Genomic DNA, 26,807 nt, shown 5'->3' with positions numbered 1-26,807 from the left:
GTGCAGTGGGTTTTGGGCAACCTCGGCGCCATTCCCACCGTGCAGATCGACTACAAGACCTACAACGCCGCCGGCTGGACGATCAACGCCACCGCCGACGGCACCCGCTTCACCAACGACCACACCGGCCACGGCATGTTCGTCAGCCTCGACAAGGTCAACACGTTCTAAAGGCAGGTCCGGATCGCTCGGCTGCGCCGTCCCACACCAGGTGGCCGTCGGGGCGGCGGCGAGCGCCGTCGGCGGGGCGGTGCGGGCGCAGCCGGCCGTCCGGCATCAGGTGTCGCACCGGGACGGCGCAGCCGAGCGATCCGGACCTGCCTTTAGAACGTGTTGACCTTGTCGAGGCTGACGAACATGCCGTGGCCGGTGTGGTCGTTGGTGAAGCGGGTGCCGTCGGCGGTGGCGTTGATCGTCCAGCCGGCGGCGTTGTAGGTCTTGTAGTCGATCTGCACGGTGGGAATGGCGCCGAGGTTGCCCAAAACCCACTGCACCTTGCCGGCCGAGTCCACGCTGACGCCGTTGGCGTGTTCGCCGTCCTGCAGCGGGGAGTTGGTGAACGGCGCTTCGCAGCCGACGGTGTCCTTGTTGATCTGGCAGCGGGTGGTGCCCGACTTGGTTTCGATGAAGACGTAGCCGTTCTGGTCCGGCGGCAGCGGGATCGCGCCGGCCGGTGCGGTCGGGTTGGCCGGCGCCGTCGGCAGGCCCGGGGCTGGGCTGGCCGTCGGGGCCGGCGGCGCTGCCGACGGCCTGGGGGTGGGGAACGTGGGTTCGACCGGGCCGGCCCCCGGCGCGGCGACCGGCCGGCCTGCGATGGTGCTGGAACAGGCGTCGATCAGTGCCGGGCTGACCAGCACGGGCGCGATCAGCAGGGACCCACCGGCAAGGCTCCACCGTGCCCTTTGCGAAAACCGCACGCGCCACTCCCGATTATCAGCAATATTGGGAAATCAGATTACGCGCGCAGTAACGAAATCCCGTGCAACCGCGCAGCTGTCGATGCCACGCCGATGGTGAACCTTTATCGCTGCGTGACCGACTGGGTCTCGGCGGCCCGGCGGGCGGCGGCGACGATGCCCTGGTAGCCGGTGCACCGGCAGAAGTTGCCGGACAGGCCCTCCCGGATCTCGTGGTCGCTGGGATCGGGGTTGTCGCGCAGCAGCGCGGTCAGCGACATGACGAAACCCGGCGTGCAGAAGCCGCATTGCAGCCCGTGGCACTCGCGCAGCGCCGACTGCACTGGCGACAGCGTGCCGTCGGGTTCCGCGACCCCTTCGACCGTCGTCACCTCGGTCCCGTCGGCCTGCACCGCGAACATCAGGCACGAGCGCACGGCCGCGCCGTCCAGCAGCACCGTGCAGGCCCCGCACGCGCCGTGTTCGCAGCCCAGATGGGTGCCGGTCAGCCCGCACTTCTCGCGCAGGAAGTCGGCCAGCGTCATCCGCGGTTCGACCACGGTGGTGACCGGAGTTCCGTTGACGGACAGTTCGATTGGGTGTTCAGGCATTGTCGGCCCCCGTGGCTGCTTCGGCTGTAGCTCGTGTCCAGGCGCGGGCGGCCATCGTGGCGCCGACCTTCAACCGGTACGCCGCCGTCCCCTGCAGGTCGTTGGGAACCTCGTCGAGCCGGCTCATCGCGGCCCGGCCGATCTCCTCGGGAGCCAGCTCGCCGACCGGCCTTCCGAGGGCCGCGACCTCGGCCGCCGTCGCGCGCCGGACCGTGGACCCCATGCCCAGCAGCCCGATCGCGCAGCGCGACACCCGGTCCTGGTCGTCGAGCTGGACGGCCACCAGTGCGCCGGCGATCGCGAAATCGCCGTGGCGGCGCGAGAATTCCTCGACGGCGAACCCGCATCTGCCGTCCCAGATCGGGAACCGCACCCCGGTCAGCACCTCGTCGGAGTCCATGGTGGTTTCCCAGACGCCGGCGAAGAAGTCGGCGGCGGCGATCTCGCGCCGCCCGCCTGGCGACTGGACCTCCATCACCGCGTCCAGCGTCAGGGCGACTGCGGGGTATTCGCCGGCGGCGTCGGCGTGCGCGATCGACCCGCCCAGGGTGCCGCGGTTGCGGATCTGGAAGTGCCCGACGAACGGCGTCACCCGGGCCAGCAGCGGAACCGCTTGGCGCACTACGTCATCGGAGCCAACGGCAGCCTCGGTGGTGCCGGCGCCGATCCACAGCTCGGCACCCCTGCGGTCGATGCCCTGCAGCTCGGGCAGACGGGAGATGTCGATCAGGTGGTCGAAGTAGGCCAGCCGCATCGCGAGCATCGGCACCAGGCTCTGGCCGCCCGCCAATATCTTTGCGTCGTCGCCCAATTCGGCCAGCAGGCGCACGGCGTCGTCGATGCTGTCGGGCCGGTGGTAGTCGAACGCGGCCGGCTTCATCGTTGCACCGCTTCCAGCAGGGCCGCGATCGACGCCGGGCTGGCCGGCAGCCGGGTGACCGTCACACCCAGCGGCGCGAGCGCGTCGTTGATGGCGTTGATCACCGCCGGCGTCGAGCCGATGGCCCCGCCCTCGCCTGCGCCCTTATAGCCGCCGGGCCCCGGTCCGGGTATCTCGACGTGGCCGAATTCGATCGGCGGTACCTCGGTGGCGGTGGGCAGCAGGTAGTCGACGAAAGTCGTTGCGAGCGGGTTGCCGTCGTCGTCGTAAACCAAGTCCTCCATCAGGGCGCCGCCGATGCCCTGCACGGTGCCGCCGGCGATCTGGCCCTCCACCACCGAGGGGTTGATCATCGGTCCGACGTCCTCGCTGACGATGTAGCGCAGCAGCGTCACCTTGCCGGTGGCCACGTCCACCTCGCAGGTGCAGGCGTGCGTCGCGTTGGACCAGTGGATGGGATTGGTCGAGTTGAACCGGGCGGTCGCCTCCAGGTTGGCCGACATCCCCGGCGGCAGCAGCTGCGGCGAGTAGTGCGCGACGTACGCCAGCTCGCCGAACGGCACCGACCTGTCGGGCTCGCCGCGCACGCTGGCCACCGAAAACGCCAGGTCCACTTCGGATTCTGCGACCTTGAGGTGGTGGGCGGCCAGTGCCACGATCTTCTCGCGCAGCAGCGCCCCCGCCTCGTTGACGGCCCCGGCGGTCATGGGCGCGCTGCGGCTGCCCTGCGTCCCGGCCCCGTACGGGGTGACCGCGGTGTCGCCCTGGATGGTGGCGACGTCGTCGATGTCGGCGCCCAGCGCGTCGGCGGTCAGCTGCACGACCGTGGTCTCGATGCTGTTGCCGCTCGAGCCGCCGTTGACGTACACGTTGATCTTGCCGGTGGGCTCCATGCGGATGGTGCAACCCTCGGTGGCCAGGTGGCCGGTCGCCGCGCCTGTCGGTTCGATGTAGGCCGAGAACCCCAATCCCAGGTAGCGGCCCTGCGCCAGCGCCTCGGCCTGCTCTTTGCGAAAGCCTTCGTGGTCAAGGATTTTCACGGCCTGCTCGAAGGTGTCGATCGGGGCGACGTGGTCATACGGCATGCCGTTGGGGTTGAAATAGGGCATCTCGTCGCGGCGCAACAGGTTTCGCCGGCGCAGCTCGACCGGGTCCATGTTCATCTTGCGCGCGGCGATGTCCAGCAGAATCTCGCGGGCCAGCGTCTCGTACTGCCAGGGGCCGCGATAGGCGGCCAGGCCGCTGGTGTTGGAGAACACCGTCTTGTAGTTGAAGCTGGCCTTGGGCACCCGGTAGGGGCCCGGAAAGAACATGCCGATGGCGGCCGTGGTGAGCACCGGATAAGGCGTCGGGTAGGCGCCGATGTCCTGGACGAAGTCGATGTCGGCCGCCGCGATGTTGCCCTCGTCGTCGAAGGCCATGCGGGCGGTGCCGTCGACGTGCCGCGCCTGCCCGGCCGACATCAGGTTCTCCCGCCGGTCCTCGATCCACTTCAGCGCGGCCGGCACCTTGCGGGCGGCCAGCATGATGCACATGTCCTCGCGCATCGGGACGACCTTCTGGCCGAAGCCGCCGCCGGTGTCGCGCATGATGACCCGAACCCGTTGTGCCGCAATGCCTAACAGCCGGGCGCAGAACGCCCGCAGTTCGTGCGGGGTCTGGGTGGACGCCCACATCGTGAGTTCTCCGGTGGCGGCGGTCCATTCGACGACCAGGCCGCGGGTTTCGATCGGCACCGGCGCATAGATCTGTTGGTAGATGTTCTCCTTGACGACGCACGGCGCGCCGGCGAACAGTTCTTCGTCCGGCGGGGCCCCGCCCATCCCGCCGGCGATGTTGTTCGGGTAGGCGTCGTGCACCAGCACGTCGCAGGCCTGCGCCCGGGTGAAGTCGGTGACGGCGGGCAGCGGCTCGTAGTCCACGTCGATGAGTTCCAGCGCGTCCTCGGCGACATACCGGCTCTCGGCGACGACGAGGGCGACGGGGTCGCCGACGAACTTCGCCTCGCCCTCGGCCAGCGGCGGGCGCGGGGTGTCTTGGACGTCCTTGCCGGCGACGGCGTGCCAGGCCTCCCGCACGTCGGGGTTGAGGTCGGCGGCGGTGAACACCGCGCGCACGCCGGGCAGCGCCAGCGCGGCCGAGGCGTCGATGCCGTTGATCCGCGCCCGTGCGAACGGGCTGCGCACGAAGCAGGCGTGCAGCATGCCGGGCCGCGAGATGTCGTCTACGAAGCTGCCGCGGCCGGTCAGCAGCCGGCCGTCCTCAACCCGCTGGACTCGGGTGCCCGCGTATCGGGGCGCCGGAGTGGAGGGAGCCTGCACGTCCTGAGTCATCGTGCTCCATTGGTTGTCGCTAGGCGAGAAGCTGAATGTCATCATAGGAGAGTGGCGTTATCGCAGTCGAGCGGCCCGGCGCCGCGCAGCGTCGGGGTGCTGCTGGCCGCGGGAGCCGGGCGGCGCTACGGCAAGCCGAAGGTGCTGGTCGACGGGTGGCTTCAGGCCGCGGTCGACGCCCTGCGGGCCGGGGGCTGCGCGGACGTGGTCGTCGTGCTGGGCGCCGCCCAGGTGGCGGTTCCGGCCGGATCCACCGCGGTGACGGTCCGGCGGTGGCGGGACGGGCTGAGCGCCTCGGTCCGCGCCGGCCTCGAGCGGGCCGACCGGCTGCGCGCGGACTACGCGGTGCTGCACGTCGTCGACGCCCCCGATGTGGGGCCCGCGGTGGTCGCGCGCGTTCTCGGCCGGGCGATCGCATCACCCGCCGGGCTGGCGCGCGCCGCGTTCGGCGACCGCCCGGGGCATCCGGTGGTCGTCGCCCGCCGCCATTGGCCCGAGGTCCTGTCGAGCATCTCCGGCGACAGCGGCGCCGGCGCGTACCTGCGGACCCGGCGCGACGTCGAGATCGTCGACTGCGCGGATCTCGCCGGCGGTCAGGACATCGACGAGCCCTAGGCCGCCGCGGGCGGGTCGGCGGCGGGCAGCGCGGCGTCTTGGGCGGCCGCGTGCACGCGATGGCGGACGAGGTACCAGCCGCCGATCAGCCCGGGGATGCCGAGGGCCAACGCGCCGAGCAGCCAGGGGCCCTGAACCTTGTCCAGCAACATCAGGACCAGGACGCCGGCCAGGAAGGCCAGCGTCAGGTAGCCGCTGTAGGGCGCCAGCGGCATCCGGAAGTGCGGCCGCTGCACCTCACCGGCGCGGGACAGCCGGTAGAACCGCAGCTGGCTCGCCACGATCGTCCCCCAGGCGACCACCACGCCCACGGCGGCGATGTGGAGCACGATTTCGAACGCCTGGCTGGGTTTGACGGCGTTGAGCACGATGCCCAACAGGCCGACCACGGCGGTGAGCAGGATTCCGCCGTAGGGCACGCCGGTCTTGGTCATCGGCGCGGTGAATTTCGGGCCGCTGCCGTTGATCGCCATGGACCGCAATATCCGGCCCGTGGAGTACAGCCCGGCATTCAGGCTGGAGAGCGCGGCGGTGAGCACGACCAGGTTCATCACACTGCCGGCCCCGCCGAAGCCGACCTTGGAGAAGAAGGTGACGAACGGGCTCACGTGGTCGCGGTAGGCGGTGTGTGGCAGCAGCAGCGCCAGCAGGACCGTCGACCCGATGTAGAAGATGGCGATGCGAAAGACCACCGAATTGATGGCCCGCGGCATGATCTTGTGCGGATTTGGGGTCTCGCCGGCCGCGATGCCGACGAGTTCGACCGCGGCGTAGGCGAAGACCACGCCCGAGGTGACCAGCACCAGGGGCAGCAAGCCGGCCGGCAGGAGTCCGCCGTGGCTGTCCCAGAGCGCCACACCGGGGTCGTGACCGTCGACCTTGAAGCGGCCGACCAGAAAGACGATGCCGACGACGAGGAACGTCACCAGGGCCAGCACCTTGATCAGCGAGGCCCAGAATTCGAGCTCGCCGAACAGCCTGACCGAGATCAGGTTCATCGCGAGCACGGCGACCAGCGCGATCAGCGCCAGCGTCCACTGCGGGACGGTCTGGAACGTCGTCCAGTAGTGGCAGTAGTGCGCGATCGCGGTGGTGTCCACGATCCCGGTCATCGCCCAGTTGACGAAGTACAGCCAGCCCGCCGCGAAGGCGGCCTTCTCGCCGAAGAACTCCCGGGCGTAGGACACGAAGGATCCCGAGGACGGGCGGTACAGCACCAGCTCGCCGAGGGCGCGCAGGATCAAGAAGACGAAGATGCCGCAGACCCCGTAGACGAGGAACAGCCCCGGTCCGGCCGACGCGAGCCTTCCGCCCGCGCCGAGGAACAGGCCGGTCCCGATGGCGCCGCCGAGGCCGATCATCTGGATCTGGCGATTGTTCAGGCCCTTGTGATAGCCCGAGTCTTCACGGGCGAGCCGCGCGGCGGCGCTGTCTTGCGATGACATTGGGTCCTGCCGTGTCGGCTCCGGGAAAGGCTCAGGCTAACTCACCGGTCCGCCGGCGCGCTCGGTCAGTGGCCGCGGCCCGGGCCGGTGTGTTCCCGACCAGGCCGCAGTGCTCCGCGACGCCGTCGCAGAGCCCCCGGGAACAAGACCGCGACCCTGGCCGTTACCATGATCGACAAGTTGAGCGAACTACACTCAATGCTGGGTTGACACCACGGTGTCGGCAAGAGCAGGCTTGAGCGGGGTTCACTCAGCATAGTGGCACCAAAGAAGCTCTACTCAATCAGGAGGAATCACTATGGCTCGTGCGGTCGGTATCGACCTCGGGACCACCAACTCCGTCGTCGCAGTTCTCGAGGGCGGGGACCCCGTCGTCGTCGCCAACTCCGAGGGCTCACGGACGACCCCGTCCATCGTCGCGTTCGCGCGCAACGGCGAGGTGCTCGTCGGTCAGCCCGCCAAGAACCAGGCGGTGACCAACGTCGACCGCACCATCCGTTCGGTGAAGCGGCACATGGGCACGGATTGGTCCATCGAGATCGATGACAAGAAATACACCGCGCAGGAGATCAGCGCCCGGGTGCTGATGAAGCTGAAGCGCGACGCGGAGGCGTACCTCGGTGAGGACATCACCGACGCCGTGATCACCGTGCCGGCGTACTTCAACGACGCCCAGCGGCAGGCGACCAAGGAAGCCGGCCAGATCGCCGGCCTCAACGTGCTGCGCATCGTCAACGAGCCCACCGCGGCGGCGCTGGCGTACGGCCTGGACAAGGGCGAGAAGGAACAGACCATTCTGGTCTTCGACCTCGGCGGTGGCACGTTCGACGTGTCGCTGCTGGAGATCGGTGAGGGCGTGGTCGAGGTCCGCGCCACCAGCGGTGACAACCACCTCGGTGGCGACGACTGGGACGACCGGGTCGTCGAGTGGCTGGTCGACAAGTTCAAGGGCACCAGCGGCATCGACCTGACCAAGGACAAGATGGCGATGCAGCGGCTGCGTGAGGCCGCCGAGAAGGCCAAGATCGAGCTCTCGAGTTCGCAGAGCACCTCGATCAACCTGCCCTACATCACCGTCGACGCCGACAAGAACCCGCTGTTCCTCGACGAGCAGCTGACCCGCGCCGAATTCCAGCGCATCACCCAGGATCTGCTGGACCGCACGCGTCAGCCGTTCCAGTCTGTGATCAAGGACGCCGGCATCTCGGTGTCCGAGATCGACCACGTGGTGCTGGTGGGTGGTTCCACCCGCATGCCCGCGGTGTCCGACCTGGTCAAGGAGATGACCGGTGGCAAGGAGCCCAACAAGGGCGTGAACCCCGACGAGGTGGTGGCCGTTGGCGCCGCGCTGCAGGCGGGTGTCCTCAAGGGCGAGGTGAAAGACGTTCTGCTGCTTGATGTCACGCCGCTGAGTCTCGGTATCGAGACCAAGGGTGGCGTGATGACCAAGCTCATCGAGCGCAACACCACGATCCCCACCAAGCGGTCGGAGACCTTCACCACGGCCGACGACAACCAGCCGTCGGTGCAGATCCAGGTCTATCAGGGTGAGCGCGAGATCGCTTCGCACAATAAGCTGCTCGGCTCCTTCGAGCTGACCGGCATCCCGCCGGCGCCCCGTGGTGTCCCGCAGATCGAGGTCACCTTCGACATCGACGCCAACGGCATCGTGCACGTCACGGCCAAGGACAAGGGCACCGGCAAGGAGAACACGATCAAGATCCAGGAGGGCTCCGGCCTGTCCAAGGAGGAGATCGACCGGATGATCAAGGACGCCGAGGCGCACGCCGAGGAGGACCGTCAGCGCCGCGAAGAGGCCGACATCCGCAACCAGGCCGAGACGCTGGTCTACCAGACGGAGAAGTTCGTCGCCGAACAGCGTGGCGCCGAGGGCGGTTCGAAGGTCCCCGAGGACACCCTGAACAGGGTGGACGCGGCCGTGGCCGAGGCCAAGTCCGCGCTGGAAGGCACCGACATCTCCGCGATCAAGTCGGCGATGGAGAAGCTGGGCCAGGAGTCCCAGGCGCTCGGCCAGGCCATCTACGAGGCGACCCAAGCGGCCGGCGGTGCCGGTGGCGACGGTGCCAGAGGCCCGCAGGCCGGTTCCGCTGACGACGTGGTGGACGCGGAGGTGGTCGACGACGACCGGGAGGCCAAGTGACCGAAGGGAATCCACACGAGCAGGTGACCGTCACCGACAAGCGGCGCATCGACCCCGAAACCGGTGAAGTCCGGCGGTCCTCTCCCGGCTCCGAGCCGGGAGAGGCCGCGCCGGGCGACTTCGCGGGTGAATCACCCGAGGAGGCCGGCAAGGCCGCCGAACTTTTGGGCGACCTGCAACGGGTCCAGGCGGACTTCGCCAACTACCGCAAGCGCGCGCTGCGCGACCAGCAGGCCGCCGCGGACCGGGCCAAGGCCGGCGTCGTCAGCCAATTGCTGGGCGTGCTCGACGATCTCGAGCGGGCGCGTAAGCACGGCGACCTGGAGTCCGGCCCGCTGAAGTCGGTGGCCGACAAGCTGACCGGCGCGTTGACCGGGCTGGGCCTGGTCGCGTTCGGCGAGGAAGGCGAGGACTTCGACCCGGTGTTGCACGAAGCGGTGCAGCACGAGGGCGACGGCGGCGACGGCTCCAAACCGGTGATCGGCACGGTCATGCGGCAGGGTTACAAACTGGGCGACCAGGTCCTGCGGCACGCCCTGGTCGGGGTCATCGACACGGTGGCCGACGAGGGCGCTCCGGCGGCCGCGCCGGTCGAATCGGGCGATAACCCCGGCGCATCCGGTGAATAGACCACACAATCAGCACAACAACAGAACTCCAAAGGTGAAGGGGGTGACGCGACATGGCCCAGCGTGAATGGGTCGAAAAGGACTTCTACAAGGAGCTGGGCGTCTCCTCTGACGCCAGTCCCGAAGAGATCAAACGCGCATACCGGAAGCTGGCGCGCGACCTGCATCCGGACGCCAATCCCGACAATCCGGCCGCCGGCGAGCGATTCAAGGCGGTCTCGGAAGCGCACAACGTGTTGTCGGATCCGGCGAAGCGCAAGGAGTACGACGAGACCCGCCGCCTGTTCGCGGGCGGCGGTTTCGGCGGTCGCCGGTTCGACACCGGCGGCTTCGGTGGCTTCAACGTCGGTGGCGACGGCGCCGAGTTCAACCTCAACGATTTGTTCGATGCCGCCGGCCGCAGCGGCGGAACCAACATCGGTGACCTGTTCGGCGGCCTGTTCGGGCGCGGCGCCGGGGCCCGTCCCAGCCGGCCACGACGCGGCAACGACCTGGAGACCGAGACGCAGCTGGACTTCGTCGAGGCCGCCAAGGGTGTGGCCATGCCGTTGCGGCTGACCAGCCCGGCGCCGTGCACCAACTGCCACGGCAGCGGCGCGCGGCCGGGCACCAGCCCCAAGGTGTGCCCCACCTGCAACGGCTCCGGCGTGATCAGCCGCAACCAGGGCGCGTTCGGCTTCTCCGAACCGTGCACCGATTGCCGGGGCAGCGGCTCGATCATCGAGCACCCCTGCGACGAGTGCAAGGGCACCGGGGTCACCACCCGGACCCGCACCATCAACGTGCGGATCCCGCCGGGCGTCGAGGACGGGCAACGCATCCGGCTGCCCGGGCAGGGCGAGGCGGGCCTGCGCGGGGCCCCGTCGGGCGACCTGTACGTGACGGTACATGTGCGGCCGGACAACGTGTTTGGCCGCGACGGTGATGACCTCACCGTGACCGTCCCCGTCAGCTTCGCCGAGTTGGCTTTGGGCTCAACGATTTCGGTGCCCACGCTGGACGGCAAGGTCGGCGTGCGGGTGCCCAAGGGCACGTCCGACGGACGCATCCTGCGGGTGCGTGGTCGGGGCGTTCCCAAGCGCAGCGGCGGCAACGGGGACCTGCTGGTCACCGTCAAGGTCGCCGTGCCGCCCAACGTCGAGGGCGCCGCGGCGGAGGCGCTGGAGGCGTACGCGGCCGCCGAGCGGGCCAGTGGGTTCGACCCGCGAGCGGGATGGGCGGGTAACCGCTGATGGCCAAGAATTCACGGGAGGAATCCCGGACGTTCCTGATCTCGGTGGCCGCCGAGCTGGCCGGCATGCACGCCCAGACCCTGCGCACCTACGATCGCCTCGGCCTGGTCAGTCCGCGCCGCACTTCCGGTGGGGGACGGCGGTATTCGGAGCACGACGTCGACCTCCTGCGCGAGGTGCAGCGGCTGTCCCAGGACGAGGGCGTCAACCTGGCCGGCATCAAACGCATCATCGAGCTGACCAACCAGGTCGAGGCCTTGCAGGCGCGGGTGAAGGAGTTGACCGAGGAGCTGGCGCAGGTGCGAGCCGGCCAGCGCCGCGACCTGGCGGTGGTGCCCAAGAGCACCGCCGTGGTGGTCTGGCAGCCGCGCAGGGGCCGTTAGCCTTCAGTCCTCGGGCAGTTTGTCGAGGGTTTTGCGGGCTTCCTTGCGGAAGATCTCGTGCTCGTCGTCGAGGTATTTCGCGACGGCGTCGCGCACACCCGTAGCGCGTTGACGCGCCAGCGCCTTCATGGCCGGGATGCGGGAGGCCGGATACGGAAGCTGGCTCACCGCTAGCTCTTTCGCCTCCTCGGTCTTGATTTGGCCGATCCATTCCACCAGCAGCGATTTGGTGGGAAAGTCGCGCTCGGAGCGAATCAGGGCGGCGATACGCGGGAAGTCGGAGCGCTCGCAAATTTTGGCCAGCGCGAAGCCGGCGGCTTCGAGTTCCAGGTTGCTGAGCGGAGGCTCGATGTTGAACTGATCAAACAGGACGTCTACGGCGGCGCGGTTTCCTTTGGCGTGCTTAGTGATCAGGTTACGGATCAGTCCGGCACGCCACGCCCGGCGGTCCTCATTACGAGGAACGCGTTCATCGAGGTGTTGCAGCCAGTCCACGACGATTGGCACCGCCTGCGGATAGTCGTTGGGTGAGTTCACCAATTCCCAGACTGTGTCTTCGGGGATGCCTGCGGCGTCGAGTTCCCGTTTCATCGCCTGCTCGGATTCCGGCCAAGTAGCGGGGTCGCCTGGTGATCTCATGAGAGGTTGATGCTTTGATCGATCTCCACGTTCAACCCCGGGTAGTCCGTTCGCAAGGTGTCCTCCACGCTGCCGACGTTGGTGCGGCCTTTGTCCACCACGATGACCAACTTGTAGCCGTTGTCCCGTGCCCACTGTGCCATGTCCCGGATCTGCCGCGTGGCGTCCAGCTTCTGCACGTTCTTCACCTCGCGCACCACGTGATTGCGGTCATCGATCTCATCCGGAATTCGTGTTCTGATCGCGCCTGTCTGCGGGTCGGTCACACGAATCGGTCGCTTGGCGTCTTGGTCGATGCCGGCGAGTTGTTCGGCGCGGCGGCCCTTGAGGCGGTTGTCGTTGACCCGTTGCGTCGGAGTCGGATCCACGCGTCGTGGCACCAGGGTGAGCAGCGTCTTCACCGTAGGCAACGCGGCGTTCATGGCGGTGGTGGCCGACGTCAGGTCCGTCATCGAGGTGGTGGCCGTGGTCCGCAGCGCCGTGTTCAGCCCGTTGATCTGGGTGACCGCCGTCGCGATGAACGTCCGCTTGATGGCCTCGGTGACGAGGTGCAGTTGCGGCGGATAACCGTCCAGGATCTTGACGATCAGATCGAGGCTGCGGACGACGAAGGCCATGTCGTCCTTGACCGACTTGAGCTTGTCCCCGTAGTCCTTGGCCGCGCGCGACAGATCCCCGCACGCGCCGGCGATGTCGGTGCTGACGACGCGCGCCTCGTTGAGCCGGTCGACGACGAAGGCGATCTCCGCCGCCTCGACGTCGACAATGAGCCGCTGTTCCTCCGGCCCGGGCTCGTCGTCGATGTGCACCAGGTCGTGCCCGAACGTCTCCCACGCCGAACCGACCGCCTGCACCCGGTCGGGGTGCCCGTCGGGCCAGCCGTCGGTGATCTGGCCACGCACCAGGTCCCAGTGCGGCGGTTCCGGGTCGCCGCCCCCGGCGACCGAGCCGACATCGACCGCCGCGTCGATGTAGGTCCCGGCGGACTGGCCCGGCGGGGTGATCGGCCCCCCAAACGCGTCGCGCTGGTTGAGGGTGGACGCCTCTTCGGTCTCGTCGTGGTTGATGCCGTCCTGGCGCAACAGGGTACCGAGGTTGTCGAAGACGTTGACCAGCCGGAAGGAGACCTGGCCGGCCTCGTCGGCGGCGGTGTCGAAGGCCGCCGCCCACTGCGGGCCGACCCCGTGCGTCCCGGCGGCGTTGGCGGCCTGGACGCCGGCGAGTTTGCGCAACGCGGCGGCGGCGTGGTCGCTGTTCTCCTTGTAGGCAGCGGCCGCGTCGTAGAACAATTCCGGATCGACGTCCGTCACTCCCCGCCCCGCTCTCCCACCGGCGAACCGATTCTATGGCAGCCTGGGATTTCGCGTTTACACCCGGAAAGGGGCCACCTCATGTCGTATGACCTGACGGTCTACGCGGCCGGCAGCGTCGACGACGAGGAGTTGGAGGCGATCGTCGAATCCGTCCCCGGGCTGTCGATCGGGGACAGCGGGGACGGTGAGGTCACCGTGGTGCGCGGCAAAGACGACACCTATGCATTCACCGTGTTCGGGCCCCACGAGATCGAGCCCGAGGACGTGCCCGACGACGTCGTGCCCTACCTTCTCGAGCCGGCCATCAGCTGGCAGATCAGCGTGGAGGGCAGCGACCCGGCCGAGGTCCGGCCGGCGCGGCGGTTCGCCAAGGCGTTGGCCGTCGCGGCGGGGGGCGTGGCGGTCGACGAACAGACCGAGGACATCCTCGGTGCCCGAGGGGCTCGCAAGGCCAGCCGACCCAACAGCGAGTTGATCCGAGTCCTCAAGCTTGATTGGTACTCGCCGGTGTCGGCGCCCAACGCCCCGACGCTCTGGCTCGAACTCGCGAGAAAGCTCCTCCCCGAGGCCCTTCCGCGCCGCTTCGGCGAATCGGACCCGCTGCGTTACCGACTAGACCGCGACGGTGACGCCCGGTTCGTGGACGTCTATTCCGATGTGGCGCGGTTCAAGGCGACGTTCCCCTGCCTTGAGGGCGGGCTCTTCCCGAAAGAGTGGGGCGGTGTCTGCGTCGACACTCTGTGGATTGTGGCCGAGCCGCTGGACGACCCGCGCTGGCGAAACTCCGTGCGCCGGTTCTTCGTCGAGTTCGCCCGCCGGCGCGGCAGCGTGCTGGCTACCGGCGAGGTGCTGCGCAACCACAAGCTCTCCGGGCCGACCGACGTCAACAAGGACGTCAGCGGCCTGTTGCGCGGGGCGGACGGGATACTCGGTCTACCGTCCCACCCGATCTGGTGGATCTGGTTCGGCACCGAGTACCTGCCGATCGTCCGTGAGTACCTGCCGTCCGAGGGCACCACGTTCTACGACGAGGGGGCGCTTTTCGCCGCCACCGACGAGCCCACGGACCGCGGCCAGCTCGCGGCGTTGCCCGATCCGTTTCCGAAAAGCCTACGGGTCGGCGAGATTCCGCCGGAATACGGGCCGCCGAACAGCCCGACCAATACGCCGGCCGCTATCCGCCCCACATCGAGGTGTTGACCTCGGCGTTGTGGGTGTAGTTGCGGTGCGCGATGTGCGCGTTGAGGTGCATGTCGAACACCTGCTCGCTCGCCTCGTCCGCCCAGCGCTGCCAGTGCTGCACCCGCTCGAGAAAGACGTCGAACCCCACGCCCTCCCACGTGCCCTGCAGGCCTTGCAGATCCTTGGCCACCTCGCACAGTCGGTCCTTCATCACGAGGCAGAACTGGCGCATCGCGTCGGCCGCGTCCACCAGTTCGTCCTCGTTGACGGTGAGTCGGGCCATGATTACACCCCCGGGGGTTCTAGGGCTCGAAAGGCGTTGGCCCCGTTGGTTTCCATGTGCGCGTAGGCATTGGCGGCCGCCGACAGCGATTCCCCGATCCAGCGCAGGTCGGCGAGCATGGCTTCGCATTCTTCGTCGATCTCCGACCAGACGTTGAGGTATGCCGTGGCCGCCTGCCCCGTCCAGGTGCGGCGAAGGTCGCCCATCTGCGTCCCCAATTTTCGCCGCAGGCCCTCGATCTCGTCCGCCGCGTTCGTCGTCTCTTTCGACGCGTGCGTCAGCTCGGCACAGTAGACGCGCAGCTCGTTGGCCCCCATGGTGAGCAGGCTACCCTCGGCGCATGGGTTGGCGCGACACAGTGACGGAGCAGGCGCAGGCGGACCTGGACGGCTTGGTCGACGCCGCGGTCACCTTCGCGGCCGAGCGCATCGCCGCGGCGGGCGAGTTCCTGCCGTTCGCGCTGGCCGTGTCCGCTCAGGGTCAGCGCCAGGCCGTCCAGCCGAACTACCCCCGCGGCCGGGATCTGCAGGTGGCCGAGCAGCTCGCCGCCCAGTGGCGCGCGCTCATCGAGGTGAAGGACTCGCTGCGCGCCGCAGTGGTGGCGGTTAACGTGACGCTGACCGAACAGCACCGGGACGGCATCGAGCTGACCGCCGAGCACCGCGAGGGCGTGGCGATCGGATTGATCTTCCCCTACACGCTGGACGCGGACGGCCGGCTGGCGCTGGAGTCGCCGTCGGCTCACCGGGCGGAGCGCCGCGTCTGGGTCGCGTGAGCGCTACGTCGGCGGCGGCAGGTCCCTGAGCTTCGCCAGCGCGTCGGCGACCCGGGTCTCCAGGTCGACAATGTCCTCGTCCGCCCACTCGTCGGCGAATTCGGTTGCCTCGCTTATTGCTTCGTTGATCCGCCTCGTCACCTCCTGGGCGCCCAGGGCCAGTATCCCCGGATCGATGACCAGGCCGGTCAGGCGCAGATGGCCGTTCATGGTCACCTCGACCGTGCCGGTCTGGTCGCTGACCACGATCGCCACTCGTTGCATCCGCCGGACCTGCTCGTCGAGAAGCGCTATGACCGCCTGGAACTGCTCGATCATTCGCCCGATCTGCGGTTGGGCCGGGTCGGACATGGCGAATCCCTATGCGCGGATCGAGAATTGGGCGACCGCGGGCTCTCCCGGTCGCGCGCAGCGGTAGCCGCCGCGGCGCAGCGCGTCGGTTGGCGCGGTCATCGGCTCGAAGCAGACGATCCGCGTCGCGGGGTCGTCGCCGGTGGGCGCGAAGATCTGCGTGGCCGGATACCCGCTTTCGAAGCGCACCTCGATGCGGCGGCCGCCGCCGGAGACCGCGAACACCGCGCCGTCGGGCACCTCGTCGTAGGCATCGTCGAAAGCCTTGTCTCCCAAGGATTCCGACAGGGCCGGCTGAGGTTCGGATTCGCCGGTGGGCAGCCCAACGTCGTCGAGGAGCAGGTGTCGCAGCGGCGGGGCCTCGATCACCCACTCGGCGCGCGGCGCGTCGGGCAGCTGCAGGTAGGGGTGAAAGCCGAAGCACAGCGGGACGGCGTTTGGGCCGGTGGCCGTCACCGTGGTGCGCACCGTCAGTGTCCGCTCGGCCAGCCGCACCGCCACCGTCAGCACATGCGGGTAGGGAAAGCTGGCCAGCAGTCGCGGATCGGCGGCGAAGTCCAACTCGGCCACCAATTCGTCGGCCGACTCCGCCGTCACCCGCCAGCCCGGGTAGGCGGCGAGCACGCCGTGGATCGGCAGGCCGTTGGGATCGGCGCGAACCCCGTTGTCGCCCGGTGTCAGCGTCGTCGTCACGCCTTGCGCGGTATAGCTGTTGGCGCCCAGGCGGTTTGCCCAGGGATACAGGATCGGGATCCCCATCGTCTTGCCATTGGCCACATAGGCGTCCAGCCCGCGCCGTTGCCCCAACAGCTCCACGCCGGCGTCGCTGAGCGAGGTTCCGATCATGCCCGCCCCGGGCACGAACTCGGCGGTCAGCGCCGATGCCTGGTCGCGCAGGGTGACGACGCGCATGCCTACCTCCACAGTGGGTCGTGCTGAATGTGTTCAGGCGGAGCGCCTTTGGCGATCAGCGCGGCTTTGGTGGCCCGCACCATCGCCGGCCCGCCGCAGATCAGGATCTGCCGGTCGCCCCACCCGCCGTACTTGGTCACCACGTCGGGGAGCCGGCCGGTTTGGCGCACGTGCAGTCCGCGTGGCGGCGTGCAGTCGGGATAGTCGGCGGCCCACGCCGGGTCGGCGCTGTATTCGGATACCGGCGAGACCGACAGCCACGGATTGTGCGATGCCACCTGCCACAGGGTCGGCAGGTCGTAGAGCTCGCAGCGGTAGCGGGCGCCGAAGAACAGGTGCACGCGCGGGTTCACGGCGTATCGGCTGAGGTCCATGATCAGTGCGCGCAGGGGCGCCAGGCCGGTGCTGCCGGCGACCATCAGCACGTCGCCGCCGTCCCGGTCCACCCGCAGGCCGCCGTGCGGGCTGGACAGCCGCCACCGGTCGCCTGGCCGCGTCTCGTTGACGATGGCGGTGCTGACCAGGCCGCCGGGCACCACGCGGACGTGGAACTCGATGCCGCCGCCCGGGTCCGCCGGGATGGCGGGGGACAGGTAGCGCCAGCGCCGCGGGCACTGCGGGACGTGGGCGTTGACGTACTGGCCGGCGTGATAGTCCATCGGGCGGTCGAGCTGCAGCCGGACCACGGCGAGGTCGCGGGACACCCGCATGTGCTCGATCACCGTGCCGTCCCACCAGGCGGGGCCCTCCTCGGCGTCGGCCGCGCCCCGCATCACCCCGGTGATCAGGTTGAGCGACTGGGTGGCGGCCTCGGCGACGGCGTCGGTCCAGGCGTCGCCGAGGTGAGTCCGCAGCGACGAGAACAACGCCTGCCGCAGCGTGTCGTAATGCTGCGGCAGCACACCGTATTTGCGGTGATCCCGGCCGAGCTGGGCGAGGAAGGCCACCGGTTCCTGGGCTCGCTGGTCGACGAGTTCGCCGTACACCCAGCGCAGGGCGTGGGCGAAAGCGGTGCGCTGATCACCCATTTCGGGCGGGAACAGGTCGCGCACCGAGACGTCGAGGCCGAACCACTGGGTGTAGAACCGCCGGACCAGCTCGTTGTCGGGCCCGGCCTCGCCCTGGGCGAAGGCGTCGCGCAGCACCCGCAACGCGTCGGTGTCCTCGAGCCCCACGGGGCCCGATTCTAGGCGCGCCGCGCGCCGGCAATCCCGATCAGCACGGCCCCGGCGGCCACCCAGCAGCACAGCACGACGCCGGCCGTGGTCGCCCCGGCACCGGAGAAGAACGCCGTCGATCGCAGCAACGTGGCGTTGGCCCCTTGCGGCAGCAGCTGGCCCAGCGCGCCCCACCCGGACGGCAACATCTCCGGGGCGCTCATCAGTCCCGACAGCGGGTTGCCCAGCAGCATGGCGACCGCGACCGCGCTGCTCAGGCCGACCCGGCCGAACAGCGTGCCCAGCGCCAGCGTCGGCAACGTCATCGCCAATGTGCCCAGCGTGAGCCCGGCGGCCACGCCCCAGAAATTTTGATCGACCGACCCGAGCACGTAGCGCAGCAACACCGCGACGGTCGCCGCGGCCGCGACCGAAAATGCGCTTGCGACAGCGAAATTCAGCCAGGGTCGGCGCGGAAATGCCAGCAACAGCACGATGGCGGGCAGGATGCCGGCCAGGGTGATCGGCAGCGCGGATGCGGCCAGGCCTGCGCCGCGCGGGTCGTCGGCCGGCAGCGGGGCCAGGTCTTCGGTGCGCAAGGGCGCGCCCGTGCGTTGCGCGACGCGGTCGCCGATCTGCGTCAGCAGTTGTGCCACGGTCGGGCTCGCCCCGGATGCGAGCAGCAGGGTGGGGCCCTTGGGGGTGACCACCAGGCCGCCGTAGCCGTCGCGGTTGCGGATCGCCGACCGCAGCGCGGCCTCGTCCGGGTAGGTGGTCACGGTGAAGCCGCCCGGAGCGGCGGTATCGAGCTGGCTGTTGATCAGCCCGGTTACCAGGCCGGGCCCCACCAGGCCGATCGGAATGTGGTGTGGCTTCGAGCGTGCCGCCGGCAGCGCGAAGGCGACGCAGATGATGGCCACCGCGACGGTCATCGCCGCGACGATTCCCGTAGCACGCAAGAGTGGCAGCGCCGGACGGGAGTGTGCCGGCCGGCCGTGCTGGGGAAGCGACTGCGTGATCATGCGCTACCTCCTTTTCATCAGCAGATGAAATATGACGTTCGCAGCGTAACGGCCGTGTTCAATATTTTCAACGACTAGTGAAATGATACGGTCGTCCTATGCCGCCACCTGCCGCTTCCCCCGCGGGCGCGAAAAGAGCGCCCGGCGCCGGAGGCGCGCAAAAGCGCAGGGGCCGCCGCCAGGGCGAGCCCGTGTCGAAGGACGTGGTGCTCCGAGCGGCCAAGCGGCGGTTCGCCGCGCAGGGCTTCGAGAAGACGACGCTGCGTCAGATCGCGGACGACGCACACGTGGACGCCGCGATGGTGCTGTACCTGTTCGGTTCCAAGGCCGAGCTGTTCCGTGAGTCGATGCGGCTGATCCTGGACGGCGACGTGCTGGTCGCCGCGATGACCGACGGCCCACGCGAGGACGTCGGCGTGCGGTTGGTGCGGGCCTACCTGCGGATCTGGGAAGAGCCGGAAACCGGCCCGACCATGGTCGCCATGCTGCACTCGGCGATGCTGAACTCCGATGCGTACGAGGCCTTCCGCGAGTTCATGCGCGGCTACGTGATGGCGGCCATCTCCGGCGTCCTGGGCGAGGGGCCCGACACCGTGCTGCGGGCCAACCTGGCGGGGACCAACCTGGTGGGCACCGCGTTGTTCCGCTACGTGATGCGGGTGGGGCCGCTTGCCGAGCTGCGCACCGACGAGGTCGTCGCGCTGATCGCGCCGAGCGTGCAGCGCTATCTCACCGGCGACGCGGACGAACTCGACCTGCCGGCGGCCTATCGCCCGTGACCCGGGCTCAGCCCTGCTTGACGGTGTTGGCCGCCCCGGCGTTGGCGACGTTGGGTGAACCCCAGTGGTACGTCACCGCGTTGCCGGTTCCGGAGGTGCTCACCGCGTCCGTGCTGTCGACCGCGACGCGGTTGCCGTGGCCGGACACGCTGACGCTGGTGCAGTGGCCGGTGACGGTGACAGTGTTGGTCTGACCGCTGACCGAGAGGTAGCCGCCCTGGCAGCGGACGGTCTTCGTCGTGCCCGTCCCGTTGACCTGCAACGTTCCGGCCTCAGGGACGGTGGCCGACGGGCCGTCGGCACCCAGGTCGGTGCGGAATCCGGCGACGGCCAGCCCCGCCAGCGCCAGTCCGCCGACCACGATGGCAAGCCTGAAGGCGCGGCGCCCATCGGTCCGCTCCTGGTGTGGTTCTGTCTGCGTCATCGTTACCCGGGTACCCGGTGCACCGTAGTGCTCAAAACTCGTTAGGGTTGAGCGGAACACACTCAACCTTGACGACGTTGAACATCGCGACAAGCATTTTCCCTACGTACCGAACGGAGGCGTCGTGGACTCTTTCAACCCGACAACCAAGACGCAAGCGGCGCTGACCTCGGCGCTCCAGGCGGCCTCGGCCGCCGGTAACCCCGAGATCCGGCCCGCGCACCTGCTGATGGCCCTGCTGACGCAGGCCGACGGGATCGCGGGGCCGCTGCTGGAGGCTGTCGGCGTCCAGCCCGCGACCATCCGCGCCGAGGCCGAGCGCCTGGTCGAGCGGCTGCCGCAGGCCAGCGGCGCCAGCTCGCAGCCCCAGCTGTCGCGTGAATCGCTGGCCGCCATCACCACCGCCCAGCAACTGGCGACCGAGATGGACGACGAGTACGTCTCCACCGAGCACCTGCTGGTTGGCCTGGCCACGGGAGATTCCGACGTGGCCAAGCTGCTGACCGGCCACGGCGCGTCGCCGCAGGCGCTGCGCGACGGCTTCGTCAAGGTGCGCGGTAGCGCCCGCGTCACCAGCCCCGAGCCGGAGGCCACCTACCAGGCGCTGGAGAAGTACTCGACCGACCTGACCGCGCGCGCCCGCGAGGGCAAGCTCGACCCGGTCATCGGGCGCGACAACGAGATCCGCCGCGTCGTGCAGGTGCTGAGCCGGCGCACCAAGAACAACCCCGTGCTGATCGGCGAGCCCGGCGTCGGCAAGACCGCGATCGTGGAGGGCCTGGCCCAGCGCATCGTGGCCGGCGACGTACCGGAGAGCCTGCGCGACAAGACCGTCATCAGCCTGGACCTGGGCTCGATGGTGGCCGGCGCCAAGTACCGCGGCGAATTCGAGGAGCGGCTCAAGGCCGTCCTCGACGACATCAAGAACTCCGCCGGCCAGATCATCACGTTCATCGACGAGCTGCACACGATCGTCGGCGCGGGCGCGACCGGCGAGGGCGCGATGGACGCCGGCAACATGATCAAGCCGATGCTGGCCCGCGGCGAGCTGCGGCTGGTCGGCGCCACCACGCTCGACGAGTACCGCAAGTACATCGAGAAGGACGCCGCCCTGGAGCGGCGCTTCCAGCAGGTGCTGGTCGGCGAGCCGTCGGTGGAGGACACCGTCGGCATCCTGCGCGGCCTGAAGGACCGCTACGAGGTGCACCACGGGGTGCGCATCACCGACTCGGCCCTGGTGGCCGCGGCGACGCTGTCCGACCGCTACATCACCGCGCGCTTCCTGCCCGACAAGGCCATCGACCTGGTCGACGAGGCCGCCTCGCGCTTGAAGATGGAGATCGACTCGCGGCCCGTCGAAATCGACGAGGTCGAGCGCCTGGTGCGCCGCCTCGAGATCGAGGAGATGGCGCTGGCCAAGGAGGAGGACGAGGCGTCCAAGGAGCGGCTGGAGAAGCTGCGCTCCGAGCTGGCCGACCAGAAGGAGAAGCTGGCCGAGCTCACCACCCGCTGGCAGAACGAGAAGAGCGCGATCGACGTGGTCCGCGAGCTCAAGGAGCAGCTGGAGGCGTTGCGCGGGGAGTCCGAGCGCGCCGAGCGCGACGGCGATCTGGCCAAGGCCGCCGAACTGCGCTACGGGCGCATCCCCGAGGTCGAGAAGAAGCTCGACGCGGCGCTGCCCCAGGCCGAGGCGCGCGAGAACGTGATGCTCAAGGAGGAGGTCGGGCCCGACGACATCGCGGAGGTGGTGTCGGCGTGGACCGGCATCCCCGCCGGGCGGATGCTCGAGGGCGAGACCGCCAAGCTGCTGCGCATGGAAGACGAGCTGGGCAAGCGCGTCATCGGCCAGAAGCGTGCGGTGACGGCCGTGTCCGACGCGGTGCGTCGCAGCCGGGCCGGGGTGGCCGACCCCAACCGGCCGACCGGGTCGTTCATGTTCCTCGGGCCGACCGGTGTCGGTAAGACCGAGCTGGCCAAGGCGCTGGCGGAGTTCCTGTTCGACGACGAGCGCGCGATGGTCCGCATCGACATGAGCGAGTACGGCGAGAAGCACTCGGTCGCCCGGCTCGTCGGCGCCCCGCCCGGCTACATCGGTTACGACCAGGGCGGCCAGCTGACCGAGGCGGTGCGGCGGCGCCCGTACACGGTGATCCTGTTCGACGAGATCGAAAAGGCGCACCCGGACGTGTTCGACGTGCTGCTGCAGGTGCTCGACGAGGGCCGGTTGACGGATGGTCAGGGCCGCACGGTCGACTTCCGCAACACCATCCTGATCCTGACGTCCAACCTCGGGTCGGGCGGCAGCGAGGAGCAGGTGATGGCCGCGGTGCGCTCGGCGTTCAAGCCGGAGTTCATCAACCGGCTCGACGACGTGATCATCTTCCACGGCCTCGAGCCCGGCGAGCTGGTGTCGATCGTCGACATCCAGCTGGCCCAGCTGCAGAAGCGGCTGGCGCAGCGTCGGCTGACGCTGGAGGTGTCGCTGCCGGCCAAGCAGTGGCTGGCCCAGCGCGGGTTCGACCCGGTGTACGGCGCGCGGCCGTTGCGCCGGCTGGTGCAGCAGGCCATCGGCGACCAGTTGGCCAAGCTGCTGCTGGCCGGTGACATTCACGACGGCGACACCGTGCCGGTGAACGTCAGCCCGGACGGCGATTCGCTGATCCTGGGCTGATGCTGCTCGAACGTCGACTTGTTGTGGGCATTTCATCCGAAAGAGCCCAACAAGTCGACGTTCGGCGCATCAGTGGAGTGTTTGGTCCTGTGACTGGGTTGTGACCGACCGGACTTATTTATTCCGGAGCAAATGCGGATACCCTGTGTGGGATGGTCCCCCTTTGGTTCACGCTCTCCGCGCTGTGCTTCGTCGGCGCGGGCGTGTTGCTGTACGTCGACCTCGATCGACGCCGCGGACGCAGCAGGCGCCGCAAATCCTGGGCGCGGTCGCACGGGTTCGACTATGAGCGGGAATCGGCCGACATCCTCAAGCGCTGGAAGCGCGGTGTCATCTCGACGGTCGGCGACATCGCCGCCGAGAACGTCGTGCTGGGTCAGATCCGCGGCGAGGCGGTGTACATCTTCGACCTCGAGGAAGTCGCCACCGTGATCGCGCTGCACCGCAAGGTGGGCACCAACGTCGTGGTGGACCTGCGGCTCAAGGGGCTCAAAGAGCCACGGGAGAGCGACATTTGGCTGCTGGGCGCGATCGGCCCGCGGATGGTGTACTCCACCAACCTGGACGCCGCCCGGCGGGCCTGCGACCGCCGCATGGTCACCTTCGCGCACACCGCCCCGGACTCCGCCGAGATCATGTGGAACGAGCAGAACTGGACGCTGGTCGCCATGCCCATCACCAGCACCCGCACCCAGTGGGACGAGGGCCTGCGCACCGTGCGTCAGTTCAACGACCTGTTGCGGGTGCTGCCGCCGCTGCCGGAGGAGACCCAGCAGGAGGCGGGCGCGCCCGCGGGGCTGCGCGGCGCGGCGCCCAGCCGCCCGCTGGCGCCCGCCGGCCGCGCCGAGCTGCCGCCCCGGCGTCCGCAGCAGGACGTGGCCGGGCTACTGGGCTCCGACGTTCAGGCGTCCGCGCGCCGGCCGGCCGAGCCGATCCGGCGGGAGCAGCGCGGCCCGGACGCCGTTCGCCGCCCGCCGCCGGCGGGGCGCAACGGCCACCAGGCCACCAACTATCAGCACTGACGGCGCGCCGGGCGCCGGGTGGGCGGCGCGGCCGCCGTCATTAGGATGTCGCTCATGCCTCGTCCCGTAGCCCTGATCACCGGGCCCACCTCGGGGATCGGCGCCGGCTACGCGCGACGCTATGCCAACGACGGATACGACCTGGTCCTGGTCGCCCGCGACGTCGACCGGCTGACCGACCTCGCCGGCGAACTGCAGGGCCGCGCCGGCAACATCGAGGTGCTGCCCGCCGACCTGGCCGACGCCGCCGGCCGCGACCAGGTCTGCGAACGGCTGTCCCGCGGGGTGCGCGTCCTGGTGAACAACGCCGGCTTCGGCACCTCCGGCGACTTCTGGGCGACCGATCCCGCGCTGCTGCAGTCGCAGCTCGACGTCAACGTCACCGCGGTCATGCACCTCACCCGGGCGGCCCTGCCCGCCATGCTGGACGCCGGCGCCGGCACCGTGATCAACATCGCGAGCGTCGCGGGGCTGGTGCCGGGCCGCGGCTCGACCTACTCGGCATCCAAGGCGTGGGTCATCTCGTTCAGCGAGGGCCTGTCCGTCGGCCTGCAGGGCACCGGCGTCGGGGTGCACGCCGTGTGTCCGGGCTACGTGCACACCGAGTTTCACGCCCGCGCCGGGATCGACATGGCCAAGTCACCGTCGTTCATGTGGCTCGAGGTCGACGACGTGGTGAACCAGAGCCTGGCCGACATCGCGCGCGGCAAGGTGATCAGCATCCCCGGCCTGCAATACAAGGCGATCATCGCCGTGGAGCGGATGATTCCGCGGACCCTGATGCGGGCCGTGACCAAGCGGATCGGCGGTGGCCGTGGCAGGACCTGACCCGCGCGGCGACTCCCGCGAGGAGCTGGCCGACCTGGTGCGCCGGCTGTCGGTGGTGCACGGCAAGGTGACACTGTCGTCGGGCAAGGAGGCCGACTACTACGTCGACCTGCGCCGCGCGACCCTGCACCACCGGGCCTCCGCCTTGATCGGCACGCTGATGCGCGACCTCACCCACGACTGGGACTACGCGGTGGTCGGCGGCCTCACCCTGGGCGCCGACCCGGTCGCTACGGCCGTCATGCACGCGCCGGGCCGCCCGATCGACGCGTTCGTCGTGCGCAAGTCCGCGAAAACCCATGGGCTGCAACGCCTTATCGAGGGCTCCGAGGTCGCGGGCAAGCGCGTGCTGGTCGTCGAGGACACCAGCACGACGGGGGCGTCGGCGCTGACCGCGGTGCGCGCCGTCCAAGAGGCAGGCGGGCACGTGGTCGGCGTGGCCACGGTCGTGGACCGTTCCACCGGCGCGGCCGAGGCCATCGAGGCCGAGGGCCTGCCGTACCGCAGCGTGCTGGGCCTCGCCGATCTGGGGCTGGGCTAGGCCGTCATCGCTGTGCGCACCTTCCTCGCGATGGCCGCCTGCCTGCTCGCTTGCCTCACGGGTTGCTCGGGCGCCAGCCAGCCCGTCCGCCCCTACGGCGCGCAGGGCGCCCGCTTCGGGGAATCGCTTTCGCTGCTGGGCTGGAACATGGCGGTGTCGAACCTGCGGTGGGACGGCGACTACGTGCTGATCGACGTCGACGCCTCGGCGGCCAACCCGCAGGCGCCGCACGCCAAACCCGAGGACATCCGGTTCGGGCTCTACGGGGCGCTGTCGCACCCGATGGAGTCCAACGGGCTGGGCAGTTGCGACCGCCCGGCGGGCCAGGCGCCCGACGTCCACGCGCCGCTGTCGGCCTCCGGCGACCGGCTCGCCGGGACGGTTTGCCTTGGGCCGCTTAAGGATCGCAGTCAGGTCCGCGGCGTGTACACCTACTCGCCGCGCGACCGGATCCCGAACAGCTCGGCGGCCTACCCGGCCGCGTTCCCGGTGGGGCTGATGCCCACCAACGCCAACGACACCGGCCTGTCGGTGAAGACCGTCAGTCTGTCGGCCTGGCGCGCCGACGGCGCCCCGATGACGAAGGCGCAGCTCGGCGATCCGGCGGCGTTCAACGGCACCGGCTACATGCTGCTCGGGCTGGAAGCCGACGGGTTGGCCGCCCGGTATCGCGACGAGTCGGCCAACCGCGGCGGCCCGCTGATGCTGCTCGCGTCCCCGACGCTGCCCGGCGCCGGGCTGAACCCGGCCTGCTCGGCGTACGGGTCGTCGGTGCTGATCCTGCCCGACGCCTCGCTGGACGCGGTGCACGTCAGCGCGTCGTTGTGCACGCAGGGCGAGATCAACGAGGCGCTGCTCTACGCGACGGTGGCGGTCGACGGCACGCACGCCGCGGTGTGGACGCCGCGATGAGCGAACCGGGGCCCGGGCCGACCGAATGGGCCGCACCGGCCGCCGGGGTGGGGCCGTGGCCCGGCGACCCGCCCGACGACCCGCGATACGACCCGGTCCTGTTGCGCGAGGGCGACACTCGCAACGTCGTCGACGCCTATCGGTACTGGACGCGCGAGGCGATCATCGCCGACATCGACCGCCGCCGCCATCCCCTGCACGTGGCGATCGAGAACTTTGGGCACGACGCCAACATCGGCTCGGTGGTGCGCACCGCCAACGCCTTCGCGGTGCACACCGTGCACATCGTCGGCCGGCGGCGGTGGAATCGCCGCGGCGCCATGGTGACCGACCGCTATCAGCGGCTGTGCCATCACGACAGCACCGCCGACCTGCTGGGCTTCGCCGCCGGTGCCGGGCTGACGGTGGTCGCGGTGGACAACGTCCCCGGCGCGACGCGGCTCGAGGAGACCGCGCTGCCGCGGAACTGCCTGCTGGTGTTCGGTCAGGAGGGCCCGGGCATCACCGACGACATCCGCGCGGGCGCCGCGATGGCGGTGTCGATCGCCCAATTCGGCTCGACGCGGAGCATCAATGCCGGGGTGGCCGCCGGGATCGCGATGCACGCCTGGGTCCGGCAGCACGCCGACCTGTCGCGCGCCTGGTAGCGGCGTCGCTTTCCCGCTTGCGCATCGAATGTGCGCTCAGGGCGGGGATTTTCGGCGTGTCGCCGCCCTCAGCGCACACTCGAAGCCAAGGGTTCACCCGCGACGGCGTGGGATACCTCGTCCGGCCGAGCCGAGGCGAATAGACCCCAAGTTGAGCCGGGCTC

At 69.5% G+C, this 26,807-nt stretch carries 28 protein-coding genes and 1 pseudogene; 15 read left to right on the top strand and 14 right to left on the bottom strand.

Annotated elements, in window-relative coordinates:
* Window positions 1-171 (top strand): annotated as a pseudogene (locus tag A5704_RS28800) (hypothetical protein); the annotation flags it as partial.
* 152 nt (window positions 172-323) lie between these two features.
* Here A5704_RS28800 and A5704_RS09380 read toward each other — a convergent pair.
* The 4 genes from A5704_RS09380 to A5704_RS09365 form a co-directional block, all read right to left on the bottom strand.
* On the bottom strand, window positions 324-872 hold the full coding sequence (locus A5704_RS09380) for a hypothetical protein (protein WP_369828444.1): 549 nt from the start codon (window positions 870-872) through the stop codon (window positions 324-326).
* 149 nt (window positions 873-1,021) lie between these two features.
* A complete protein-coding gene (locus A5704_RS09375; protein WP_067748333.1) occupies window positions 1,022-1,507 on the bottom strand; it encodes a (2Fe-2S)-binding protein in 486 nt (161 codons plus the stop codon).
* The gene (locus A5704_RS09370) at window positions 1,500-2,387 is read right to left on the bottom strand and encodes a xanthine dehydrogenase family protein subunit M (RefSeq protein ID WP_067888666.1); all 888 of its coding nucleotides are present in this window, start codon (window positions 2,385-2,387) and stop codon (window positions 1,500-1,502) included. Before A5704_RS09370 ends, A5704_RS09375 begins: the two co-directional genes overlap by 8 nt.
* Complete coding sequence (locus A5704_RS09365; RefSeq protein ID WP_067888687.1) at window positions 2,384-4,720, bottom strand: xanthine dehydrogenase family protein molybdopterin-binding subunit; 2,337 nt, start codon at window positions 4,718-4,720, stop codon at window positions 2,384-2,386. Before A5704_RS09365 ends, A5704_RS09370 begins: the two co-directional genes overlap by 4 nt.
* Window positions 4,721-4,771: 51 nt before the next feature.
* Between A5704_RS09365 and A5704_RS09360 the strand changes: the two genes are divergently transcribed.
* Window positions 4,772-5,335 carry an NTP transferase domain-containing protein gene (locus tag A5704_RS09360; RefSeq protein ID WP_067760001.1) on the top strand — a complete coding sequence of 188 codons (564 nt, stop codon included), beginning with the start codon at window positions 4,772-4,774 and terminating at the stop codon, window positions 5,333-5,335.
* Here A5704_RS09360 and A5704_RS09355 read toward each other — a convergent pair.
* Window positions 5,332-6,780, bottom strand: coding sequence for an amino acid permease (locus tag A5704_RS09355; RefSeq protein WP_067888663.1), 1,449 nt, complete (start codon window positions 6,778-6,780; stop codon window positions 5,332-5,334). The two genes, A5704_RS09360 and A5704_RS09355, sit on opposite strands and share 4 nt — an antisense overlap.
* 298 nt (window positions 6,781-7,078) lie before the next feature.
* Between A5704_RS09355 and dnaK the strand changes: the two genes are divergently transcribed.
* The 4 genes from dnaK to A5704_RS09335 are packed head-to-tail and all read left to right on the top strand — an operon-like array spanning window position 7,079 to window position 11,185.
* A complete protein-coding gene (gene dnaK, locus A5704_RS09350) occupies window positions 7,079-8,941 on the top strand; it encodes a molecular chaperone DnaK (protein WP_067888660.1) in 1,863 nt (620 codons plus the stop codon).
* Window positions 8,938-9,570 (top strand): nucleotide exchange factor GrpE, encoded by a 633-nt coding sequence (grpE, locus tag A5704_RS09345; RefSeq protein ID WP_067760008.1) that lies wholly within the window; start codon window positions 8,938-8,940, stop codon window positions 9,568-9,570. Before dnaK ends, grpE begins: the two co-directional genes overlap by 4 nt.
* A 53-nt stretch (window positions 9,571-9,623) precedes the next feature.
* The gene (gene dnaJ / locus A5704_RS09340) at window positions 9,624-10,802 is read left to right on the top strand and encodes a molecular chaperone DnaJ (RefSeq protein WP_067760011.1); all 1,179 of its coding nucleotides are present in this window, start codon (window positions 9,624-9,626) and stop codon (window positions 10,800-10,802) included.
* Window positions 10,802-11,185 (top strand): heat shock protein transcriptional repressor HspR, encoded by a 384-nt coding sequence (locus A5704_RS09335; RefSeq protein ID WP_067268708.1) that lies wholly within the window; start codon window positions 10,802-10,804, stop codon window positions 11,183-11,185. Before dnaJ ends, A5704_RS09335 begins: the two co-directional genes overlap by 1 nt.
* 3 nt (window positions 11,186-11,188) lie before the next feature.
* On the opposite strand, the gene A5704_RS09330 is transcribed toward A5704_RS09335, so the two are convergent.
* Window positions 11,189-11,776: a hypothetical protein gene (locus A5704_RS09330; RefSeq protein ID WP_067888658.1), complete on the bottom strand. Its 588-nt coding sequence runs from the start codon at window positions 11,774-11,776 to the stop codon at window positions 11,189-11,191.
* Between the two features lie 44 nt (window positions 11,777-11,820).
* Window positions 11,821-13,134: a putative toxin gene (locus A5704_RS09325; RefSeq protein WP_067888655.1), complete on the bottom strand. Its 1,314-nt coding sequence runs from the start codon at window positions 13,132-13,134 to the stop codon at window positions 11,821-11,823.
* 81 nt (window positions 13,135-13,215) lie between these two features.
* Between A5704_RS09325 and A5704_RS09320 the strand changes: the two genes are divergently transcribed.
* Window positions 13,216-14,337, top strand: a complete 1,122-nt coding sequence (locus A5704_RS09320) for a hypothetical protein (RefSeq protein WP_067888651.1) — start codon at window positions 13,216-13,218, stop codon at window positions 14,335-14,337.
* Here A5704_RS09320 and A5704_RS09315 read toward each other — a convergent pair.
* On the bottom strand, window positions 14,312-14,602 hold the full coding sequence (locus A5704_RS09315; RefSeq protein WP_067888648.1) for a WXG100 family type VII secretion target: 291 nt from the start codon (window positions 14,600-14,602) through the stop codon (window positions 14,312-14,314). The genes A5704_RS09320 and A5704_RS09315 overlap by 26 nt on opposite strands.
* Window positions 14,603-14,604: 2 nt before the next feature.
* Entirely contained in the window at window positions 14,605-14,919 is a 315-nt protein-coding gene (locus A5704_RS09310; protein ID WP_067888645.1) for a WXG100 family type VII secretion target, read from the bottom strand.
* Window positions 14,920-14,942: 23 nt separating this feature from the next.
* Here A5704_RS09310 and A5704_RS09305 point away from each other — a divergent pair, with 23 nt between their 5' ends.
* Entirely contained in the window at window positions 14,943-15,377 is a 435-nt protein-coding gene (locus tag A5704_RS09305) for a hypothetical protein (RefSeq protein WP_067888643.1), read from the top strand.
* A 3-nt stretch (window positions 15,378-15,380) separates the two neighbouring features.
* Here A5704_RS09305 and A5704_RS09300 read toward each other — a convergent pair whose 3' ends face one another.
* Genes A5704_RS09300 through A5704_RS09285 form a run of 4 tightly spaced genes read right to left on the bottom strand, consistent with a single transcriptional unit; the run spans window position 15,381 to window position 18,819 of the window.
* Complete coding sequence (locus tag A5704_RS09300) at window positions 15,381-15,728, bottom strand: YbaB/EbfC family nucleoid-associated protein (protein ID WP_067888641.1); 348 nt, start codon at window positions 15,726-15,728, stop codon at window positions 15,381-15,383.
* A gap of 9 nt (window positions 15,729-15,737) precedes the next feature.
* On the bottom strand, window positions 15,738-16,640 hold the full coding sequence (locus tag A5704_RS09295; protein ID WP_067888639.1) for an aldose 1-epimerase: 903 nt from the start codon (window positions 16,638-16,640) through the stop codon (window positions 15,738-15,740).
* 2 nt (window positions 16,641-16,642) lie between these two features.
* Window positions 16,643-17,815: an FAD-binding oxidoreductase gene (locus tag A5704_RS09290; RefSeq protein WP_067760043.1), complete on the bottom strand. Its 1,173-nt coding sequence runs from the start codon at window positions 17,813-17,815 to the stop codon at window positions 16,643-16,645.
* Between the two features lie 11 nt (window positions 17,816-17,826).
* The gene (locus A5704_RS09285; protein ID WP_067760046.1) at window positions 17,827-18,819 is read right to left on the bottom strand and encodes a hypothetical protein; all 993 of its coding nucleotides are present in this window, start codon (window positions 18,817-18,819) and stop codon (window positions 17,827-17,829) included.
* Between the two features lie 98 nt (window positions 18,820-18,917).
* Here A5704_RS09285 and A5704_RS09280 point away from each other — a divergent pair, with 98 nt between their 5' ends.
* Window positions 18,918-19,598 carry a TetR family transcriptional regulator gene (locus tag A5704_RS09280; protein ID WP_082954813.1) on the top strand — a complete coding sequence of 227 codons (681 nt, stop codon included), beginning with the start codon at window positions 18,918-18,920 and terminating at the stop codon, window positions 19,596-19,598.
* Between the two features lie 7 nt (window positions 19,599-19,605).
* Here the strand turns inward: A5704_RS09280 and A5704_RS09275 are convergent, their stop codons facing one another.
* Window positions 19,606-20,022: a DUF3060 domain-containing protein gene (locus tag A5704_RS09275; RefSeq protein ID WP_082950173.1), complete on the bottom strand. Its 417-nt coding sequence runs from the start codon at window positions 20,020-20,022 to the stop codon at window positions 19,606-19,608.
* 124 nt (window positions 20,023-20,146) lie between these two features.
* Between A5704_RS09275 and clpB the strand changes: the two genes are divergently transcribed.
* From clpB to A5704_RS09245, 6 genes are all read left to right on the top strand, one after another.
* A complete protein-coding gene (gene clpB / locus A5704_RS09270) occupies window positions 20,147-22,693 on the top strand; it encodes an ATP-dependent chaperone ClpB (RefSeq protein ID WP_067760055.1) in 2,547 nt (848 codons plus the stop codon).
* Between the two features lie 152 nt (window positions 22,694-22,845).
* Window positions 22,846-23,715 carry a trehalose monomycolate transport factor TtfA gene (ttfA, locus tag A5704_RS09265; RefSeq protein ID WP_067760058.1) on the top strand — a complete coding sequence of 290 codons (870 nt, stop codon included), beginning with the start codon at window positions 22,846-22,848 and terminating at the stop codon, window positions 23,713-23,715.
* 54 nt (window positions 23,716-23,769) lie between these two features.
* Complete coding sequence (locus A5704_RS09260; RefSeq protein ID WP_067760076.1) at window positions 23,770-24,543, top strand: SDR family oxidoreductase; 774 nt, start codon at window positions 23,770-23,772, stop codon at window positions 24,541-24,543.
* Window positions 24,530-25,084 carry an orotate phosphoribosyltransferase gene (gene pyrE / locus A5704_RS09255; RefSeq protein WP_067888684.1) on the top strand — a complete coding sequence of 185 codons (555 nt, stop codon included), beginning with the start codon at window positions 24,530-24,532 and terminating at the stop codon, window positions 25,082-25,084. Before A5704_RS09260 ends, pyrE begins: the two co-directional genes overlap by 14 nt.
* Window positions 25,085-25,114: 30 nt before the next feature.
* Window positions 25,115-25,996, top strand: coding sequence for a hypothetical protein (locus A5704_RS09250; protein ID WP_067888677.1), 882 nt, complete (start codon window positions 25,115-25,117; stop codon window positions 25,994-25,996).
* Window positions 25,993-26,643 (top strand): RNA methyltransferase, encoded by a 651-nt coding sequence (locus tag A5704_RS09245; protein WP_067888680.1) that lies wholly within the window; start codon window positions 25,993-25,995, stop codon window positions 26,641-26,643. Before A5704_RS09250 ends, A5704_RS09245 begins: the two co-directional genes overlap by 4 nt.
* Window positions 26,644-26,807 lie beyond the last annotated feature (164 nt).

The sequence above is a fragment of the Mycobacterium sp. E735 genome, assembly GCF_001666955.1.
GTDB lineage: Bacteria > Actinomycetota > Actinomycetes > Mycobacteriales > Mycobacteriaceae > Mycobacterium.
Note: the sequence above shows the minus strand (reverse complement) of the source record. Positions and strands in the feature narration are given on the sequence as shown.

Excerpts from the sequence above, each read along its gene's own strand:
- A5704_RS09375 (WP_067748333.1), bottom strand. The coding sequence starts at position 1,507 with ATGCCTGAACACCCAATCGAACTGTCCGTCAACGGAACTCCGGTCACC.
- A5704_RS09370 (WP_067888666.1), bottom strand. The coding sequence starts at position 2,387 with ATGAAGCCGGCCGCGTTCGACTACCACCGGCCCGACAGCATCGACGAC.
- A5704_RS09365 (WP_067888687.1), bottom strand. The coding sequence starts at position 4,720 with ATGACTCAGGACGTGCAGGCTCCCTCCACTCCGGCGCCCCGATACGCG.
- A5704_RS09355 (WP_067888663.1), bottom strand. The coding sequence starts at position 6,780 with ATGTCATCGCAAGACAGCGCCGCCGCGCGGCTCGCCCGTGAAGACTCG.
- dnaK (WP_067888660.1), top strand. The coding sequence starts at position 7,079 with ATGGCTCGTGCGGTCGGTATCGACCTCGGGACCACCAACTCCGTCGTC.
- dnaJ (WP_067760011.1), top strand. The coding sequence starts at position 9,624 with ATGGCCCAGCGTGAATGGGTCGAAAAGGACTTCTACAAGGAGCTGGGC.
- A5704_RS09335 (WP_067268708.1), top strand. The coding sequence starts at position 10,802 with ATGGCCAAGAATTCACGGGAGGAATCCCGGACGTTCCTGATCTCGGTG.
- A5704_RS09330 (WP_067888658.1), bottom strand. The coding sequence starts at position 11,776 with ATGAAACGGGAACTCGACGCCGCAGGCATCCCCGAAGACACAGTCTGG.
- A5704_RS09320 (WP_067888651.1), top strand. The coding sequence starts at position 13,216 with ATGTCGTATGACCTGACGGTCTACGCGGCCGGCAGCGTCGACGACGAG.
- A5704_RS09315 (WP_067888648.1), bottom strand. The coding sequence starts at position 14,602 with ATGGCCCGACTCACCGTCAACGAGGACGAACTGGTGGACGCGGCCGAC.
- A5704_RS09310 (WP_067888645.1), bottom strand. The coding sequence starts at position 14,919 with ATGGGGGCCAACGAGCTGCGCGTCTACTGTGCCGAGCTGACGCACGCG.
- A5704_RS09305 (WP_067888643.1), top strand. The coding sequence starts at position 14,943 with ATGGGTTGGCGCGACACAGTGACGGAGCAGGCGCAGGCGGACCTGGAC.
- A5704_RS09300 (WP_067888641.1), bottom strand. The coding sequence starts at position 15,728 with ATGTCCGACCCGGCCCAACCGCAGATCGGGCGAATGATCGAGCAGTTC.
- A5704_RS09295 (WP_067888639.1), bottom strand. The coding sequence starts at position 16,640 with ATGCGCGTCGTCACCCTGCGCGACCAGGCATCGGCGCTGACCGCCGAG.
- A5704_RS09285 (WP_067760046.1), bottom strand. The coding sequence starts at position 18,819 with ATGATCACGCAGTCGCTTCCCCAGCACGGCCGGCCGGCACACTCCCGT.
- A5704_RS09280 (WP_082954813.1), top strand. The coding sequence starts at position 18,918 with ATGCCGCCACCTGCCGCTTCCCCCGCGGGCGCGAAAAGAGCGCCCGGC.
- A5704_RS09275 (WP_082950173.1), bottom strand. The coding sequence starts at position 20,022 with ATGACGCAGACAGAACCACACCAGGAGCGGACCGATGGGCGCCGCGCC.
- ttfA (WP_067760058.1), top strand. The coding sequence starts at position 22,846 with ATGGTCCCCCTTTGGTTCACGCTCTCCGCGCTGTGCTTCGTCGGCGCG.
- A5704_RS09260 (WP_067760076.1), top strand. The coding sequence starts at position 23,770 with ATGCCTCGTCCCGTAGCCCTGATCACCGGGCCCACCTCGGGGATCGGC.
- A5704_RS09250 (WP_067888677.1), top strand. The coding sequence starts at position 25,115 with ATGGCCGCCTGCCTGCTCGCTTGCCTCACGGGTTGCTCGGGCGCCAGC.
- A5704_RS09245 (WP_067888680.1), top strand. The coding sequence starts at position 25,993 with ATGAGCGAACCGGGGCCCGGGCCGACCGAATGGGCCGCACCGGCCGCC.